We start from the raw sequence: 15,224 nt of genomic DNA on the forward strand, positions 1-15,224 counted from the left end.
CCGTGGGTTACACGATGACGGAGAAGATCCTGAGCCGCGCCTCGGATCAGGAAACGGTCCGCGCCGGCGAGAACCACCCGGTGCAGCCGGCGCGCATGATCGCCTACGACTTCCCCGGCTACACCGACGTGATGTTCCGGCAGATGCGCGAAGACTTCGGGATCACCGAACTGAAGGACCCGAGCCGCTACATCGTCTTCATCGACCACATGCTGACGAAGCACAACGAGAAGGAATCCGAGGTCCACCAGGTCACCCGCGACTGGTGCGAGTTCTACGGCATCGAACTGCACGAGGGCCGCGGTATCGGCCACCAGCTCACCGCCGAACTCGGCCTCGCCATCCCCGGCGAATTCCTCGTCCACTTCGACGGCCATATCAGCGGTATCGGCGCGTTCGGCGCCCTCGGCTGGGGAATCCGGCGCGACCTCATCGAAGCCTGGGTCACCGGTCAGGTCTTCGTCGATATCCCCGCCACCACCCGTTTCGACCTGGTCGGCGAGTTTCCGCCCGGCGTCGACAGCCGCGATCTCGTGCACACCATCATCGATATGGTCGGCGCCGACGGCTGCGCCCATCAGGTGATGGAGTTCGGCGGCCCCGGCGCCCGCTCGATGGCGATCGACCACCGTCAGGGCCTGTGCGGAATGGCCATGTTCACCGGCGCCGTCTCGGCTGTTTTCGAACCCGACGAGCTCTCCCTGGCCTACGCGAACAAGGTCGCCCGCCGCAGCTTCGACCCGGTCTATCCCGACGCCGACGCCACCTACGCGGCCCGCTACGAGATCGACCTCGCGACCCTCACCCCTCGGGTCGTGCTCCCCGGCTCCGCCCGCGCCGTCAACACCAAAACCGCCCAGGAACTCGCCGGCACCCCGATCACCAAGGCCTTCATCGGCTCCTGCGCCAGCGGCCGTATCGAGGATCTGCGCGCCGCCGCCCTGGTCCTCGACGGTCGCAAGGTCGCCCCCGGCGTCGAACTCAATGTCGTCCCCACCTCACAGAAGGTGTACGAGCAGGCCGAGCAGGAAGGCATCCTCGACGTCCTACGCGCCGCAGGTGCACATATCAACATATCGAGCTGTGATTTCTGCTTCGGCTACCAGAAACCCCTGCAACCCGGCGAGAACTGCATCTCCACCGGCGTCCTGAACATCTCCGGCCGAATGGGCAGCCCCGACGCCAACATCTACATGGGCTCCCCCTACACCGTCGCCGCCAGCGCCCTCACCGGCACGATCCAGGAGTCGGTCCAGTGAGCGCCTATCCCCCACCGCCGGACATCATCGAAGGCAAGGTCGCCTGGATCTTCGGCGACGATTTCGATATCGACCTCGTCGTCGGCGTCGCCAATATCAAGTCCTACGACCCCGACCACCTGCGCTCGGTGTGTATGCAGGCCTACGACCCCACCTTCACCGACCGCGTCCGCCCCGGCGATATCATCGTCGGCGGCCGCAACTTCGGCTACGGTCATCCGCACTATCCGCCCATGGTCGCCCTGCGCAATGCGGGAATCTCGGCCATCGTCGCGGAATCCTTCTCGCCCGGCTTCTGGCGCGGCGAGACCTTCAACGGCATGCCGTTGATCACGATCCCCGGCGTCTCGACCTCGGTAAAGGTCGGCGACCCCGTGGCCCTCGACTGGCGCACCGCCACCCTGCGCCTGCCCGAGGGAACCGACCTGGTCGGAACCCCACCGAGCCCGCGGACCGTCAAGGTCATCGAGGCCGGTGGTTCGTATGAACTCCTGCTCGCCGAGCACGCACGCGAAAGACAGATTCAATGACGAACACAGAACCTCGCGTCGGGTCCAGTGACCTCCACCCCTCCGGACCACTGCCGGCGACAGCAGCGAAGAAGTCGAACTCGATAGCCCGCCGCGCCGCCATCGCCGGCGGTGTCGGCACCCTCATCGAGTACTACGACTTCGCGGTCTACGGCTTCCTCGCCGTCACCATCGCACCCCTGTTCTTCCCCTCCGACAATTCCGCGGTGTCGATCCTGTCGACCCTCGCCGTCTTCGGTGTCGCCTACGTGGCCCGCCCCCTCGGCGGTATCTTCTTCGGCCGCCTCGGCGACCGCCGCGGCCGCCGCCACGCCCTCGTCATCACCGTCGTCAGCATGGGCGTGGCCTGCGGCATCCTCGGCCTGCTGCCCACCAGTTCCGCCGTCGGCATCCTCGCCCCCATCCTGCTGGTCCTCGTCCGCCTCGCCCAGGGCTTCTCCGCCGGCGGCGAAGTAGGCGGCGCCGCCACCTATATCGCCGAATCCGCCCCGCCCAAGCGCCGCGGTTTCTTCGGCTCCTTCACCCCCGTCGGCTCCACCCTCGGCTTCGCTGTCGCCGCCGCCGTCGTCGGCGTGGTCGCTCTGGCCACCACCGACGAGCAGATGGAATCGTGGGGCTGGCGTATCCCGTTCCTGCTCGCCCTCCCCCTCGCCTACGTCTGCCTGCGGGTCCGGATGAAGCTCGAGGACACCCCCGAATTCGAGGAGATGGCCGAGAACCAGCAGGTCACCAAGAGCCCGCTGTTCGACACCGTCACCAAGAACCCGTGGTCCGTCGCCCGCGTCGTCGGTGTCGCCATCGCCATGAACGGCTCCGGCTATATCGGCCTCACCTACTTCAGCGTCTACCTGATCAACGACCTCGGCTTCTCCAAAGACTCCGTCTACTGGACCTCCGCCATCGCCATCGCCCTGGCCTGCGCCACCTTCCCGCTCAGCGGTATGGCTACCGACAGGTGGGGCCGCAAACCGGTCCTCATCGGCGGCTACCTCGCCTATGTCGTGATCGCCCTGCCCGCCTTCATGATCATGGGCGCCACCGAGAGCATCCTCGTCATCGGCATCGTCTACTTCCTCTACATGGTGCTCAACGGCGTAGTCCAGGTCCCCGCCTTCCCGCTGTTCACCGAGCTCTTCCCCCGCACCGTCCGCTACACCGGCGTCTCCCTGGGCTTCAATATCGGCACCATCGCCGCCGGCGGCACCGCCCCCTACGTTGCCGCCCAGCTCGTCGAATCCACCGGCAACGCGATGTCGCCCGCCTACTGGGTGATGGGCGTCTGCGCCATCGGCCTCCTCACCGTCGCCACCATCCGCGAAACCAGCCGCAAGGAACTCCCTGCATGACCACCGGTAACACCGGGAACGCCCCGTCCGCCGCATTTGATGAGGGTGCGGCAGGCGGGGCGTCCCGCCCGCAAGAAGAGCTCGGCACCCTCGTGGCGGCCTGGCACGACCGGGTCCGGCACGAACCCGACGCCCCCGCCCTCGTCTACTTCGACACCACCCTCACCGTCCGCGAGGCCGACGACCTCGCCACCGCCCTCGCGGCCGCCTTCGCCGACCGCGGCGTGGGCCACGGTGAACGGGTGGGCATCCACCTCCAGAACATCCCGCACTACGCGCTCGTCCTACTCGCCCTGTGGAAACTCGGCGCGATCGCCCTGCTGCTCAACCCGATGTACCGCGGCCGCGAACTCCGCGAACTGGTCACCGACGCCGAACCGGTCGGGATCATCACCACCGACCGCGATATGCGGCAGGTCCGGGAGGACGTCGAGGGCACCACAGTCGGCTGGGTACTCGGCACCGCGGAGTCGGACCTCCAGTCCCGCAACGACCCCCGCGTCTTCAACCCCGAAACCACCCCTGCCGGCGAGAAGTCCGCAGACCTACTCACTTTGGCCCACGAGTACACCGGCCGAAAACCCCCGACGATCCAAGTACACGGCGACGACCTAGCTTTCCTCGCCTACACCTCCGGCACCACCGGCCCGCCCAAGGGCGCCATGAACTCGCACGCCAACGTCCGCGCGGTAACCACCAGCTTCGCCGAACTCGCCGGCATCACCCCCGGCGACGTCGTCTACGCCCTGGCCCCGCTGTTCCACATCACCGGCGCGGTCGTCATCGGCGCCCTGGCCCTCACCGAACGCACCTCCCTGGTCTTCACCGGCCGCTTCACCACCGACGTAGCCGTCGACGCCCTCCGCGAACACGGCGTCACCTACACCATCGGCTCCATCACCGCCTTCAACGCGATGATGAACTCGGAATACGCCACCGCCGAACACTTCTCCACCATCAAAACGCTGTACAGCGGGGGTGCGCCGGTCCCACCGAGCACGGTCGCCCGGTTCCAAGAACGCTTCGGCCACTACATCCACAATGCCTACGGCATGACCGAAACCTCCTCGGCGGTCACTGCGGTCCCTCCGGGAACAAACGCGCCGGTCGACCCGGACAGCGGCACCCTGTCCATCGGACTACCGCTACCAGGCGTGAACGTCGAGGTGGTCGCCCCCGACGGCCGCCCGCTCCCACCCAGCAGCCAAGGCGAACTCGTCGTCACCGGCCCCCAGGTCATCCGCGGATACTGGCGCAGACCAGGTGAATCCGAGGCAGCCCTGCCCGAAGGTCATCTCCGAACCGGGGATAGCGCGATCGTCGATGAACAGGGCTGGGTGTACCTGGTCGACCGGATCAAGGACCAGATCAATGTCTCTGGGTACAAGGTATGGCCGCGTGAGGTCGAGGATATTCTCTATGAGCATCCGGCCGTGCTCGAAGCGGCAGTGGTAGGCATTCCCGACGAGTATCAAGGGGAGTCGGTTGCCGCATACGTATCTCTGAAGGACGGACACAGCACGCAACCCGACGAGCTGATCTCGTTCGCCCGAGACCGCCTTGCACCCTATAAGCGCCCCAGGGTGGTGGAAATCGTGACGGACCTGCCAAAAACACAGACCGGCAAGATTCGCCGACGAGCGCTTCGTGATCAACACGCCGACACCCAAACCGCATAACGAAGACTTTGGCTGTCAGCGAGTTGCTGTGACTTGAACGAGAACTTTGCTCGCAGTTATCGAAGCTATTCCTCCGCGTACCGACTGCCATACGAGCGCCTGGGCGCACCTCTGTCCTGGATGCAGCCTGGCTAGACATCGACAGCGCGCCCGTAGCCTCCGCCGCCTTGAATTCGCGGGCCAGTATGAACTGGATCATGTGCACTGCACTCGAGACACTGTGGTTCTACTCCTGCTAGCCGCCGGCTCCACGGCCAACAGCCCGGAGAACGTCGGAAAGGCCACACCAGGTGGTATCCGAGGGCGTGACCTGGATCGGCACGCCTGCCGCTCGTGTTCGATCCGTGTCGGTCGAGCTCGCTATCGGCCTTTCTGGGTGGCTGTTCGTGTCGACGTCCTCTGAAGGCCTGTCGGTTGAGCCCCGCCTCCGGTTCGTCACGCACGATCACCGATAAGCAGGTTGATCTGGTCATTGCAAGCGCAGCCCCACCGGACGCTAGATTGAGGCGGGAACGTCATCCTTCTGGCATCCTGGCGGTGAGACGAAGACCATTGCGCCAGAAGGGGATAAACATCATGTCGACGCATACTGAAGTGGTAGTCCTGGATCCGTCCGATGTTCCCCACGCTCATGCGTTAGCGGAGACACACAGCGTCGAAGTGCAACCGATCCCACGTCGTGGCATCGAGCCTGTTATGACCGTGGCCCTTGCGATCATAGGTTCAGCCGCCGCAGTCGGCGCGGTGATGCACGGACTGGACCAACGCAAAGGCGGGCAAGTCATCGACTTGAGACCCGGGGTGCCTAACGCCATTTACCGAACGCGGGATGTGGTGTACGGAACCCCGTGGTCATTGTGACCGTCGACGGCGCGGTCAGCGTGGAGGTAAAGGAACCCGACGGCATGTTCGGCAAGGTCATAGCTGCACTGCCCGGGCTATTCGCAGACGCCCCACAGGGAACGGAGCAGATCGCAGACGCTATCTGGAGACGGTATTCTGACCACGTCACGATCGAGCAGCGACAAATAACAGGTCCGGACGGCCACGAATGAACGCCGCGGAGTTTGCACGCCACCTTCTTTCTCAATTTCGGTTCCAGACGCAGTGCACTAACGGCACCCTGCCCATAGACGGGAGATTAATTCAAAAAAGCGCCCATTGGTATTTGGAACAATCTATCGGAAACAACTTCAGCCCTGCGGATGTTCACACGCTCACTGAACAGATAATGCGAACGAGCGCAAACAACGTGGATGAACTCTGGGACGCCCATCTAGCCCCGATACTAAAGAATATTGAAAAAGCGGCAGAAAGCCTCGTGCCGGCTGACATGATACGCGTACACCACCTACACATTGGCCATATGGCGACTGGACAACTCAATGCAATGACCATGCCGGTGCCAGGCCATCCTGGATCGTATCTAGTCACGCTCGAGGACCAGGTTCTCGCTCTCGCTTCATTAGTGGCCACCACCATTTCCAGCGTAATCCCCTGCGCCCAGTCACCAGACGGATCCATCCAGTTCTCACTCGATGAAAAAGGGGTCGAAGATCGCCTATCAAGCCATCCCGAAATCACCAAAAGGTTCACAGAAATTTTGGTCAGTTATGCGATCACGGGGAAATTCCAGGAGGACCACGGTCATGTAGCACCTGCGGGCCGCATACAACTCGCAGAAATGTTGACCACAGCGATCGACTACTTTGTGGTCGGCCATGAATATGCACATGCAATTCTTGGACATTTTGATGATACGGGTTACAGCAGCGCACGATCTGCCCACGATTCCGAATTAACGATCCATTCCTGGAACAAGGAGTCGGATGCTGATCTCGTCGGAGCGAAATTAGCACTAGTCGCCGGGGAGTATGACTACATCACGGGATTTGCAGCGATCGGAATTTATTTCGATGTCCTCAATATAATGGACCGTGCCGTCTCGCTGCTAGAGACAGGGAATCAGGACTACCGACAATTAGGAACACATCCACCCGCCTATCTACGCAAAAATCGCATACGCCGATCCCTCTTGCAGTCAACTGATGGCGACTCAAGGGTGGCCGAACAGCTAGAATTCGCCAGTGAAGTTTCGGACACCTTCACAAAGACTATCGACCTATTGTGGTCCGCCGCGCGGCCTACCATCTCCAGGCTTCACATGTCGGGGACTTCCGCTGCCCCCAAGTGGCAGAAAAACCTAACAGTAGTTGTCTAGAATACAACCGCACCGCCACCCGACCGAGATGGATTCCGTGACGCGCGAATGCGACCAGCTGGGACTACCCACCCGGAACACCGTGGAACAACGGACACATCGAGTCATTCAACCGACGGTTACGCCACGAATGCCTCAACCGCAACCATTGGACCAGCCTGCTCGAAGCCCGCGTCGTGATCGGTGACTTCAAAACCGATCACAACCACCGGCACCGACACTCGACCCTGGGCTACCTGATGCCGGGCGAGTACGCTGCCCGCTGCCGCCACACCCATCACCCCGTGGCCTGCAGCATCAACTGAACCGATCGAACCCCGGACTCAAATCCAAAGTGGACGAAGCACCGGGGACCGGCCAACGGGACCGATCCACGAACAGGGCGTTTCGCGCCTCAGCCGGCACGAAGTAAGGGACGTGGCTGACTCCGCTGTCGTCGGCGTTATCGTCCGATTTGTCGTCGTTGACCACTTGCCCCTCCAGATCGGCCGTGCGACCACACTGGCGGGTAGACAGGCACTTCCAGATGTTCTCTAGGTCGCATTGATCAGCACGTTGTCTCGCATCGTTCATAGCGTGTGGTCTCGTTCTGGGTCCCGCCCCACGGCGTTGCATCAGCCCAGGACGGCGGGCCCCGTGGTTGGTCGTAACGAACGCCTTGGATCTGTCGAATCCAAAGCAGACCAAAGTTCGTGCCGAAGGGAAATCTGATGCCTGCCGAACAACAGTGGACGTCACCGGTATCTGTGGAACAGCAACGGCGGGAAGCTCTTCTGGCGCAACTGCCTGGCAAGGAGCACCACGAACGTTTCGATGGCCTGAACCGTGCATCGCAGGTGTTCAGCGGAAACGGCGAAGAGTTGAGCGGTTTGCTCCGACGCTTCGTAGGGACAGAACTGCACGTGCAGCATCTCCCAGACGGGTATGACGTGGAGATCATGCGCCGCTTCCATAACTACGTCGCTTCAGTCGCCACGCTGCGTGACGTGCAGCGCACTGCCCACCGCAAGTTGTGGCCGGAACGTATCAGCCCCGGTGACCCGCAGAACCAGAAGACAGTCTGGGAAGTCGAGACCTACTCGCCCAAGGTCGAGGAATTATTCGGATCAGACTCCATCAAGTTCCTGTTCGATTTGCGAAATTTCACCGTCCATTACTCGATACCGCCGCTGACGATGGGCACAACGATCCGGTGGGACGGGAGTGGACCAGTTGTGCAGGAGAACAAAGTCGAGTTAAACCGTGCAGAGTTACTCAAGTATCGAAAGTGGGGTTCGGCGGCCAAACGCTACTTACAGAGCCATACCGGCGATATCGATTTTCTATCGATACTGGAGGAATATTCGACGGCAGCGCGAATATTTTATGAGTGGTTCTGGCAGCAGATAGAAGAAGAGGTGCGCGTCGACGTAGAAGTATTCCTCAGGAAGAGCAACGAGTTAGGCCTCTGGTTGGCAGAGCACTACGTTAAGCCTGACTGGTCAGACAATGGAGATCTCCTGCCAGGCTCGCTGCGGCGAAACCGTGCGAGAACGCGGCTCGCGCGATCCAACCACGGAACGTGTGGCTGGCATCGGCAGCTGATGGTCGATGACCGTGGTATCGCGTCAATATCACATTCCGGTGACCCGTGGGACTCCTTTCCGGCAATCAGGCGATAGCGCGGATGCCGAAATGCTCGTGCTCCGGGGACAGGCTTGGGTCGATTCCGCCATCCGCACATGATCGGGCGATGTCGGGTAGCTCGTCTGGAGGGGTGACCCTCAGCCAACACGGAACTCTTATATGGAAGCGACGTAACGATTTTGCTGGTGTCGCTGACATCTGTGTGACGGACGGCGTGCCCGGGATGTTGAGCTGGAGTACGGCGAGCACTCGGCCGTGCCTGGTTGTTCATGAGTCCAAAATGGCAAGGGATGTGGATATGGAAACCGATATGCGGCAGCTTCAGGGAAGAGACCTGGATCCGAGTTACGTGGGTCAGTTCATCCGACGAGCAAAGAACGGATACCACCAGCCCGGGAAGATCCTCGAACTCGTACCGGCACTCGACAGAGGGGTTTTTCTTCTTGCCGTGAGTTGGATGGAAACGCCGGTGAACGCCGCGACGGTTGAACCTGTGAAGATCGCTCTTTCCTCGCCGGTCGTGGTGATGGACCAGCCAGTGGTGCGAGCGGTTCCAGGCACGGCAGCAGCGAAGATCGAACTGGGCGAAATCCCTACGGACGTGGCTACAGTCGCGGACACCGGTGAGGTTGTTTCCGACTGGATCAAGCTCGCACAGAGCGGAGACTACAAAGATGGGATCACCGAAACGAGAACGGTGCTGGCGCGTGATCTAGGACCGGAGCACCTCGGGAAGATCTTCTACAACGGCGATGAAGCTGCGGGAGTGAACTACCCGATCAAGTTTCTCAACTTCCGCGTCATCGAGGAGGGAAATGCTCCTGGGGTCCAAATGTGGCTCCGTCATGGCGCTATCGACAGTCGGCCAGCCTACGACAATGAGTGGCACGTTCCATTCGACCGACCGTTTGAGCTGGTCGAGTTGACCCCCTTCTTGGGGTAAAAGGTCCGCAGATCAGCCCCATGACGGCACCACCCACTGGCCCTGGTGGGTGGTGGACTGCGCATGCAGGGTGCTGTCTACCCCCTGCCCCATAGGGCCTGCCTTTCTCACGTAAAGGCTCCGCGGTCAAGGGTGGCGTAGCCATCAGCGGAGCTGACGCCGTAGGCGCCCTTGAGGGTGGAGGGGCGCGGGAACACAATGCAGGCCACCAGTCAGCAGGGCCACGCGTCCGAAGGTCGCGAAGTCACCCCGCCGGCGTGCCCCGCCGAGAGCCCAGTATCCTTGCCGCGACGCGTATTCGCGGGAGCTGATGCTCTCCTTCCCAATAGGAAGGAGGTGAGTGTCACGTGGGTAAACGTCGCCGAAGAATGGACACCCTGGCCCGGCAATCCGGAATCAGGGTGTCCATCAGTTGCCCGGAGTATGTGTGGGTCGTGTTGCTGGTTCTGCTTCTGACTCACTAGTCCGGTCACCTGCGAAGGCCGGTCGTTGTTGCCGCAGCGGCCGGCTTCCTCGTTCCAGGTCAAGTTTCCAGCACGATAGTAACTTGGCCATCGGATTGGAAGACTACACGGCAACCCGTGTCGTGTTTCGTTGAGGGCAGTGCGCCGCGTCTCCGAACAGCGCTGGCGCCACGTCGACCCATAGGGAGCTTGCTCGATCGGCATACACGGTAAGCCGGGTACGACGTGAACCTTGAGTTCTGGAGTTCTGAACGACTCCGGCTTCGGCAATGAAGTAGGCCGGACAACAGCCGGTTGACCGGGCAGGGCGCGGCCGATTCGTGTGCGACTGCGGGAGGTAGGCCGGATACGGCTCTCGTCGTGCCCACACTCGGGAGTGCGTCGCAGGCAGGGCCTCACCGAAACTTCGGCGCGGCGAGCGGCTTCACTGGCTTCTGTCGATCATCGCCGCATGCGATCAAATAGAAGTGCCACGGCTGATACGCGGTTCAGCGCCCTCCGAGGCGTACTTCGACACGCTCAGGGGATCGTGAGCGAGCCAGCCGATCTCCACAGCCAGTAGCTTGCGAGATTCTCGTGCTGGTTGCCCTATCAATCACAGCGGCAGTGTGCGAATCAGTACGTCGAAGGTCGGCGCGCCGTCCCAGCCTGGTCGCAGCACCCCAATCCGGGCCCATCCCCATTTCCGATATCGCGCGTAAGCGTTCTCGTTCGTCGGGTCTACCAGCAGCGTCGCCCGTCGTTCCCGCCGGCCACCCAACAACACGTCGTGCAGGGCTCGCGCGTGACCTCGGCCAGTGTGCTCACGCACGACCATGATCTCTGACAGCGCAAACGTCCGCGTCCCGTTTTCCGTCGTGAATTCGGGTTCCTGTTTGTCGAGTCGCAGACCGCTCCACCAGCGGGAACTCTCGTTGAGCGGCCACCCCCACGCCTGCCCGATCGCCTCACCATCGGAGTACAACACCACCAGATCGAATCCGGCACTGTTCGTGTAGGCGTCGAATCGGCGGGTGGCCGCCTCCAGCGACTCGAATGGATCACCACTGGCGATGGATTCCGCGTAGGCACGCGCGTACACGTCGAGAACAGTGGCGCGAATCTCGCGAGCACCTGAAGGATCGTACCGCCGAAACTCAGTCAACTGTCGAGCCTTTCGTCGTGGTGAGGGCGTCGAACCGCGTTCGGAACTCTTCCCCCTCGGAATCGGCGTCTATCGCGAGCCGGATCGGCTCCAGCACTCGCAAGGTGCGCGGGGACGCAACCGATTCCTCCAGGACGTCGAGGACCGGCCGCGCAGCGTCAATGGCGCCTGGTATGTCACCGGTGTGGGCCAGCGCAGCCGCGAACCAGGCGACGGCAAGCGCCGCATTGCGGACACTCGCGGGTTCCGCTGCCGCGACCTCGTACAGCGTCAACGCACGGCCGTGGCTTCCGGTGTCAGCGTATGCCCGTGCTTCATGGCCACGTACTTCTGCGTGTGTTACGAACCGCAGCCAAGGCGCGCATTCATCGGCCGGCTCGTACTCGGCGGCGGAGTCCATCTCGCGCCAGGCTGTGGACATTGCGCGCGCAACCCCATGGCGGTCGCCGGCCACACCACAGACGGCTGCTTCCCGAGCGGCGATCAGTGCATGAATCCGCCCCGGCGGTCGCCGCCGCACGAGATGACCAGCGCGCTGAAGCAACATATGGGCGTACGAAGGAGAGGCAGCACCAGACCGGGCCAGATGGATGATCTGCAGGGCGGCATTCAGTGCCGTGTGGACGGTCAGATCATCGTCGTCGGCCGCGGACGCCAGTGACAGCGCATCGGCGTAACAACGCCGAGCAAGATCGGTCCGGTCCGCATCATGCGCGAGCCAGCCCGTTTTGACCGCCAACTCCCCCACCGCCGACATCCACGCTCGGCCAGTCTTCTCGTCGAATATTCCGCTGTGCAGCAGACCCTGGGCCTTTGCCAACGAGTCGATAGCGGTGGGCAGGAGGTTGGCACCACCAGCAATTTGGTCCAACCTACCGAGTTCGGACGTAAAGGCATTGAGGCGGTCCACATCCGACATACCGATGCGGGACGGATTCCATTGCGGCAACGTCGCGACGGTCAGCGCGGCGGCCTTGCTGAATTCGCGGCGGTTCACGTCTGCCTCATCCTCTACGCCTCCAAACGGCGAGTATCGCTGTGCTGTGGCCCGCGGGGCGGTTACGGCGAGAGCGAATCGACGCATCTGCTCCGGGCTCAGCTTGGCGAGCCAACTATCGAGGTCGGCGGCACGTTGCCCGCGCACCGGCCGCGATTCGGTGGCACGTTCCCATTTTCGCACGGTCGCGACAGACCACCCGATCTGTTCGGCGAACTGCTCCTGCGTCATCCGCAACGCCGCGTCACGCAGCGCCCGCACCTCGACCCTTGTCCAAACCTCCACGATCACGCGAAACCCCCTGTCGCTGCGCACTTGAGCGGAAGCGTATCGGTTCTCTATGACTGCTGTCCCTGGGACCGCGAACACCGGTCGATGAGGCTTGAACCAGCCCCGGCGCCGGGTCGAACCACCAGGCCGGCCAGCACCTTACGAGGCCGCCGACCACGGATTTCCTCGGCGCCGGGTGCACGCCATGACACCCCACCCAGGAGGCACTGTGCGCGAACGACCACCTCTGCCCAAGCGACCGGCACGAAACCGGGCAATGGAAGCGACGGTCCGGCTGTTGCGCGACCAATACTGCAGCGATACAGCAACATTGGAACGAGTGGCGGCCGGGCTCCGCGCCGGTCGCGATGTCCCGGAACCCGCCCCCGACGCCGATATCGCGCCATGAGCCACTCGATCGCGTTCGGCTGGATCAACCACGACATCAGCCGAGCACCCGAGACCGACCGCGACCGCGTACACCACCTCGCCGACCGACTCGGCTACCACCTCGTATGGCCCGGCGAACACTCGGTGCTACGCGTGGCCGACCAGGCACGCAACGCCGGCGCCGACCTGGTGATCCTGCCGGCACCCGACCACCTCGGCCCGCACGAACTCGACGCCGTACTGGACGTCTGCGATGTGGAAACCGTGCTACCGCGTCTCAGCTTCCCACGCTGGACCTCCACGCAGGACACACCATGAGCGCCCTGGTAGTGGTCGGTTTCGCCATCGCGATCGGACTACCGCTGCTGGTGATCGCGGCGACGATCTGGTGGCCCTGATCGTCGCATCATGTATGGGCCACCGGCAGCAGCACTCGGGTGCAACAGTGCAGCCCGCTGCCGGAGGCAGTCACCTCACGCCGCGGGGGCGGTCGGAACCTTCAGCAGATGCCCACCGATGTCCGCCAGCAGCTCCAGCTTCCCACCCAACGCGGACACATGCGTGGCGAGAGCTTCGAGCGAAGCCCGGCGTCGTAAGCCCCAGTAAGTCGGATTAGGCTGCTCGCTATTCCAGGTTTACTATAAAACTAGGAATAGTGGCGGTTACATTCCGAGTTTCGGAGGAGCTATGGCAGACGCAGGCTGGCCCCCGCATGAGCGCCGGGTGGTCCCGTGGCACCAGCAGTTCAGAGGCGGGACCCGCGACGACCGGACAATGCGAGAAGTCGAGGTCAGCCTCCCTCCATTCATCGCAGACTCCGACGTTCGACTCCCCTCGCGCCTCTCCGCCGACATGGAAGCAGCGTTACAGGAAATCACCGCACTCGACGCCGAGCACCCAGCCATACTCGGCGCTCTCGGGACTCTACTGCTGCGCACCGAGTGCGTTGCCTCATCCCGGATCGAGGAGATCGACGCCGCGGTCGACGACTACGCGCGAGCGCTGCACGGCGTCAAAGCCAACCCATCGGCCACATTGATGGTCGCCGCGACGACCGCCACCGACGTACTTCTGACCAAGGTCACCACCACCCGGAGAATCGAACTGGCCGACCTGACGGCAGCCCACCGCGAACTCATGCGGGACGACCCGACGGACGGCGACTACGCCGGACGCGTCCGCGACATGCAGAACTGGATCGGAGGCAGCAAGTACTCACCACGCGACGCCCTCTACGTTCCTCCACCGCCGGAAACCGTCGACGAATACCTACAAGACCTCATCCGGTACGCCAACCGGGACGACATCCCCGCGCTGGCCCAAGCCGCGATCGCGCATGCCCAGTTCGAATCCATCCACCCGTTCACCGATGGCAACGGCCGCGTAGGTCGAGCGCTCATCAACAGCGTGCTCCGGCGCCGAGCCGTGACGAACACCGTTGTGGTCCCGCTGGCCTCGGCGCTCGTAGCCCACCGCGACCGCTACTTCGACGATCTATCCGCCTACCGAAGCGGCGACCCGGCACCACTGATGCACTCGTTCACAGCCGGTTCACGCATCGCTGCCTCTCAATCCCGCAGGACCGCAAGCTATCTGGCCGCCATTCCGGAGCAGTGGCGCGAGTTGACAGGCCCGGTACGCAGCCACAGCGCGGCCGCCAAGATCATGGCGTCGTTGATCGCCATGCCCGTCATCACCGCGGAAGACGTCTCGAACCGGCTCCGGCTCAGCACGAGCAGTGCTTACGCCGCTATCGATCGGCTGCACGAGGCCGGAGTGCTGCGCCCCCTGACGAACCGGAAGAGGGAACAAGTATGGGGTGCCGGTCTCGTCCTCGACGAACTGGACGCACTCGGCGCACGAATCAAGAAGGCGGCAACCTGAGCCGTTGCTTACGCGACACCGGCGAGGTGGGCCGGCGCGTGTCGGCGCCGGCGATGAGAGCGTCTTCTCACACTTCGAATATGCAGCCCTTCGCATCGAGCCGCTAGGATTTCACTGCTGACCATCTACGCGACACCATGTCGCGCCAACTCCTCCGTGCGAGCGTGCAGGCGAAGGTTCGGTGCCCAACTTCTCTACGAACCCGGCTCGCCTGAGCGCCAGGATAAGCGGCCCCCAGATCCGCGGTTCAGGCAGGTCCTTCCACCCCTCTTCCCGCATCCTGACCTGGATATCGGCGACCATGAACTTCTCCCCCTTCGGTAGCGCCAAGATCAGCTTCCGGGCGGTGTCCAAGTACATCTCAACGTATGGATCACGCGGCAATCCAGCCATGCGGCACCCCGATCTACACGCCGTCACACTACCGAAATACTATAACCTCACTGTCGCAACATGTTTCGGGTTCCGCAT

At 62.8% G+C, this 15,224-nt stretch carries 13 protein-coding genes and 1 pseudogene; 12 read left to right on the forward strand and 2 right to left on the reverse strand.

Going from position 1 to position 15,224, the window contains the following annotated elements; all coding sequences use genetic code 11:
- Positions 1-14: 14 nt before the first annotated feature.
- From QH196_RS15405 to QH196_RS15445, 9 genes and pseudogenes are all read left to right on the forward strand, one after another.
- Positions 15-1,259, forward strand: coding sequence for a 3-isopropylmalate dehydratase large subunit (locus QH196_RS15405; RefSeq protein ID WP_280416565.1), 1,245 nt, complete (start codon positions 15-17; stop codon positions 1,257-1,259).
- Complete coding sequence (locus tag QH196_RS15410; RefSeq protein WP_280416474.1) at positions 1,256-1,789, forward strand: 3-isopropylmalate dehydratase; 534 nt, start codon at positions 1,256-1,258, stop codon at positions 1,787-1,789. The genes QH196_RS15405 and QH196_RS15410 overlap by 4 nt, the downstream gene beginning before the upstream one ends.
- Positions 1,786-3,135 (forward strand): MFS transporter, encoded by a 1,350-nt coding sequence (locus tag QH196_RS15415; protein WP_280416475.1) that lies wholly within the window; start codon positions 1,786-1,788, stop codon positions 3,133-3,135. The genes QH196_RS15410 and QH196_RS15415 overlap by 4 nt, the downstream gene beginning before the upstream one ends.
- On the forward strand, positions 3,132-4,814 hold the full coding sequence (locus QH196_RS15420; RefSeq protein ID WP_280416476.1) for a class I adenylate-forming enzyme family protein: 1,683 nt from the start codon (positions 3,132-3,134) through the stop codon (positions 4,812-4,814). The genes QH196_RS15415 and QH196_RS15420 overlap by 4 nt, the downstream gene beginning before the upstream one ends.
- 848 nt (positions 4,815-5,662) lie before the next feature.
- The gene (locus tag QH196_RS15425; protein ID WP_280416477.1) at positions 5,663-5,869 is read left to right on the forward strand and encodes a hypothetical protein; all 207 of its coding nucleotides are present in this window, start codon (positions 5,663-5,665) and stop codon (positions 5,867-5,869) included.
- Entirely contained in the window at positions 5,866-7,035 is a 1,170-nt protein-coding gene (locus QH196_RS15430) for a hypothetical protein (RefSeq protein WP_280416478.1), read from the forward strand. Before QH196_RS15425 ends, QH196_RS15430 begins: the two co-directional genes overlap by 4 nt.
- Positions 7,036-7,115: 80 nt before the next feature.
- Positions 7,116-7,340, forward strand: a pseudogene (locus tag QH196_RS15435) (integrase core domain-containing protein); the annotation flags it as partial.
- A 405-nt stretch (positions 7,341-7,745) separates the two neighbouring features.
- Positions 7,746-8,696, forward strand: a complete 951-nt coding sequence (locus tag QH196_RS15440) for a hypothetical protein (protein WP_280416479.1) — start codon at positions 7,746-7,748, stop codon at positions 8,694-8,696.
- 245 nt (positions 8,697-8,941) lie between these two features.
- Complete coding sequence (locus QH196_RS15445; protein ID WP_280416480.1) at positions 8,942-9,604, forward strand: hypothetical protein; 663 nt, start codon at positions 8,942-8,944, stop codon at positions 9,602-9,604.
- Positions 9,605-10,663: 1,059 nt separating this feature from the next.
- On the opposite strand, the gene QH196_RS15450 is transcribed toward QH196_RS15445, so the two are convergent.
- Complete coding sequence (locus QH196_RS15450) at positions 10,664-11,212, reverse strand: GNAT family N-acetyltransferase (RefSeq protein ID WP_280416481.1); 549 nt, start codon at positions 11,210-11,212, stop codon at positions 10,664-10,666.
- Entirely contained in the window at positions 11,205-12,500 is a 1,296-nt protein-coding gene (locus QH196_RS15455) for a helix-turn-helix domain-containing protein (RefSeq protein ID WP_280416482.1), read from the reverse strand. The genes QH196_RS15450 and QH196_RS15455 overlap by 8 nt, the downstream gene beginning before the upstream one ends.
- 256 nt (positions 12,501-12,756) lie before the next feature.
- On the opposite strand from QH196_RS15455, the gene QH196_RS15460 reads away from it, so the two are divergent.
- The 3 genes from QH196_RS15460 (at position 12,757) to QH196_RS15470 (ending at position 14,753) form a co-directional block, all read left to right on the forward strand.
- Positions 12,757-12,888: a hypothetical protein gene (locus QH196_RS15460; protein WP_280416483.1), complete on the forward strand. Its 132-nt coding sequence runs from the start codon at positions 12,757-12,759 to the stop codon at positions 12,886-12,888.
- A complete protein-coding gene (locus tag QH196_RS15465) occupies positions 12,885-13,187 on the forward strand; it encodes a hypothetical protein (RefSeq protein ID WP_280416484.1) in 303 nt (100 codons plus the stop codon). The genes QH196_RS15460 and QH196_RS15465 overlap by 4 nt, the downstream gene beginning before the upstream one ends.
- A 534-nt stretch (positions 13,188-13,721) precedes the next feature.
- Positions 13,722-14,753 (forward strand): Fic family protein, encoded by a 1,032-nt coding sequence (locus tag QH196_RS15470; protein ID WP_280416485.1) that lies wholly within the window; start codon positions 13,722-13,724, stop codon positions 14,751-14,753.
- Positions 14,754-15,224 lie beyond the last annotated feature (471 nt).

The organism is Nocardia carnea (assembly GCF_029868325.1).
GTDB classification, from domain to species: Bacteria; Actinomycetota; Actinomycetes; order Mycobacteriales; family Mycobacteriaceae; genus Nocardia; species Nocardia carnea_C.

What these genes read in the sequence shown, in the direction of transcription:
- QH196_RS15470 (WP_280416485.1), top strand. Translation starts at nt 13,722, where the DNA reads ATGGAAGCAGCGTTACAGGAAATCACCGCACTCGACGCCGAGCACCCA.
- QH196_RS15415 (WP_280416475.1), top strand. Translation starts at nt 1,786, where the DNA reads ATGACGAACACAGAACCTCGCGTCGGGTCCAGTGACCTCCACCCCTCC.
- QH196_RS15445 (WP_280416480.1), top strand. Translation starts at nt 8,942, where the DNA reads ATGGCAAGGGATGTGGATATGGAAACCGATATGCGGCAGCTTCAGGGA.
- QH196_RS15460 (WP_280416483.1), top strand. Translation starts at nt 12,757, where the DNA reads ATGGAAGCGACGGTCCGGCTGTTGCGCGACCAATACTGCAGCGATACA.
- QH196_RS15405 (WP_280416565.1), top strand. Translation starts at nt 15, where the DNA reads ATGACGGAGAAGATCCTGAGCCGCGCCTCGGATCAGGAAACGGTCCGC.
- QH196_RS15440 (WP_280416479.1), top strand. Translation starts at nt 7,746, where the DNA reads ATGCCTGCCGAACAACAGTGGACGTCACCGGTATCTGTGGAACAGCAA.
- QH196_RS15430 (WP_280416478.1), top strand. Translation starts at nt 5,866, where the DNA reads ATGAACGCCGCGGAGTTTGCACGCCACCTTCTTTCTCAATTTCGGTTC.
- QH196_RS15420 (WP_280416476.1), top strand. Translation starts at nt 3,132, where the DNA reads ATGACCACCGGTAACACCGGGAACGCCCCGTCCGCCGCATTTGATGAG.
- QH196_RS15465 (WP_280416484.1), top strand. Translation starts at nt 12,885, where the DNA reads ATGAGCCACTCGATCGCGTTCGGCTGGATCAACCACGACATCAGCCGA.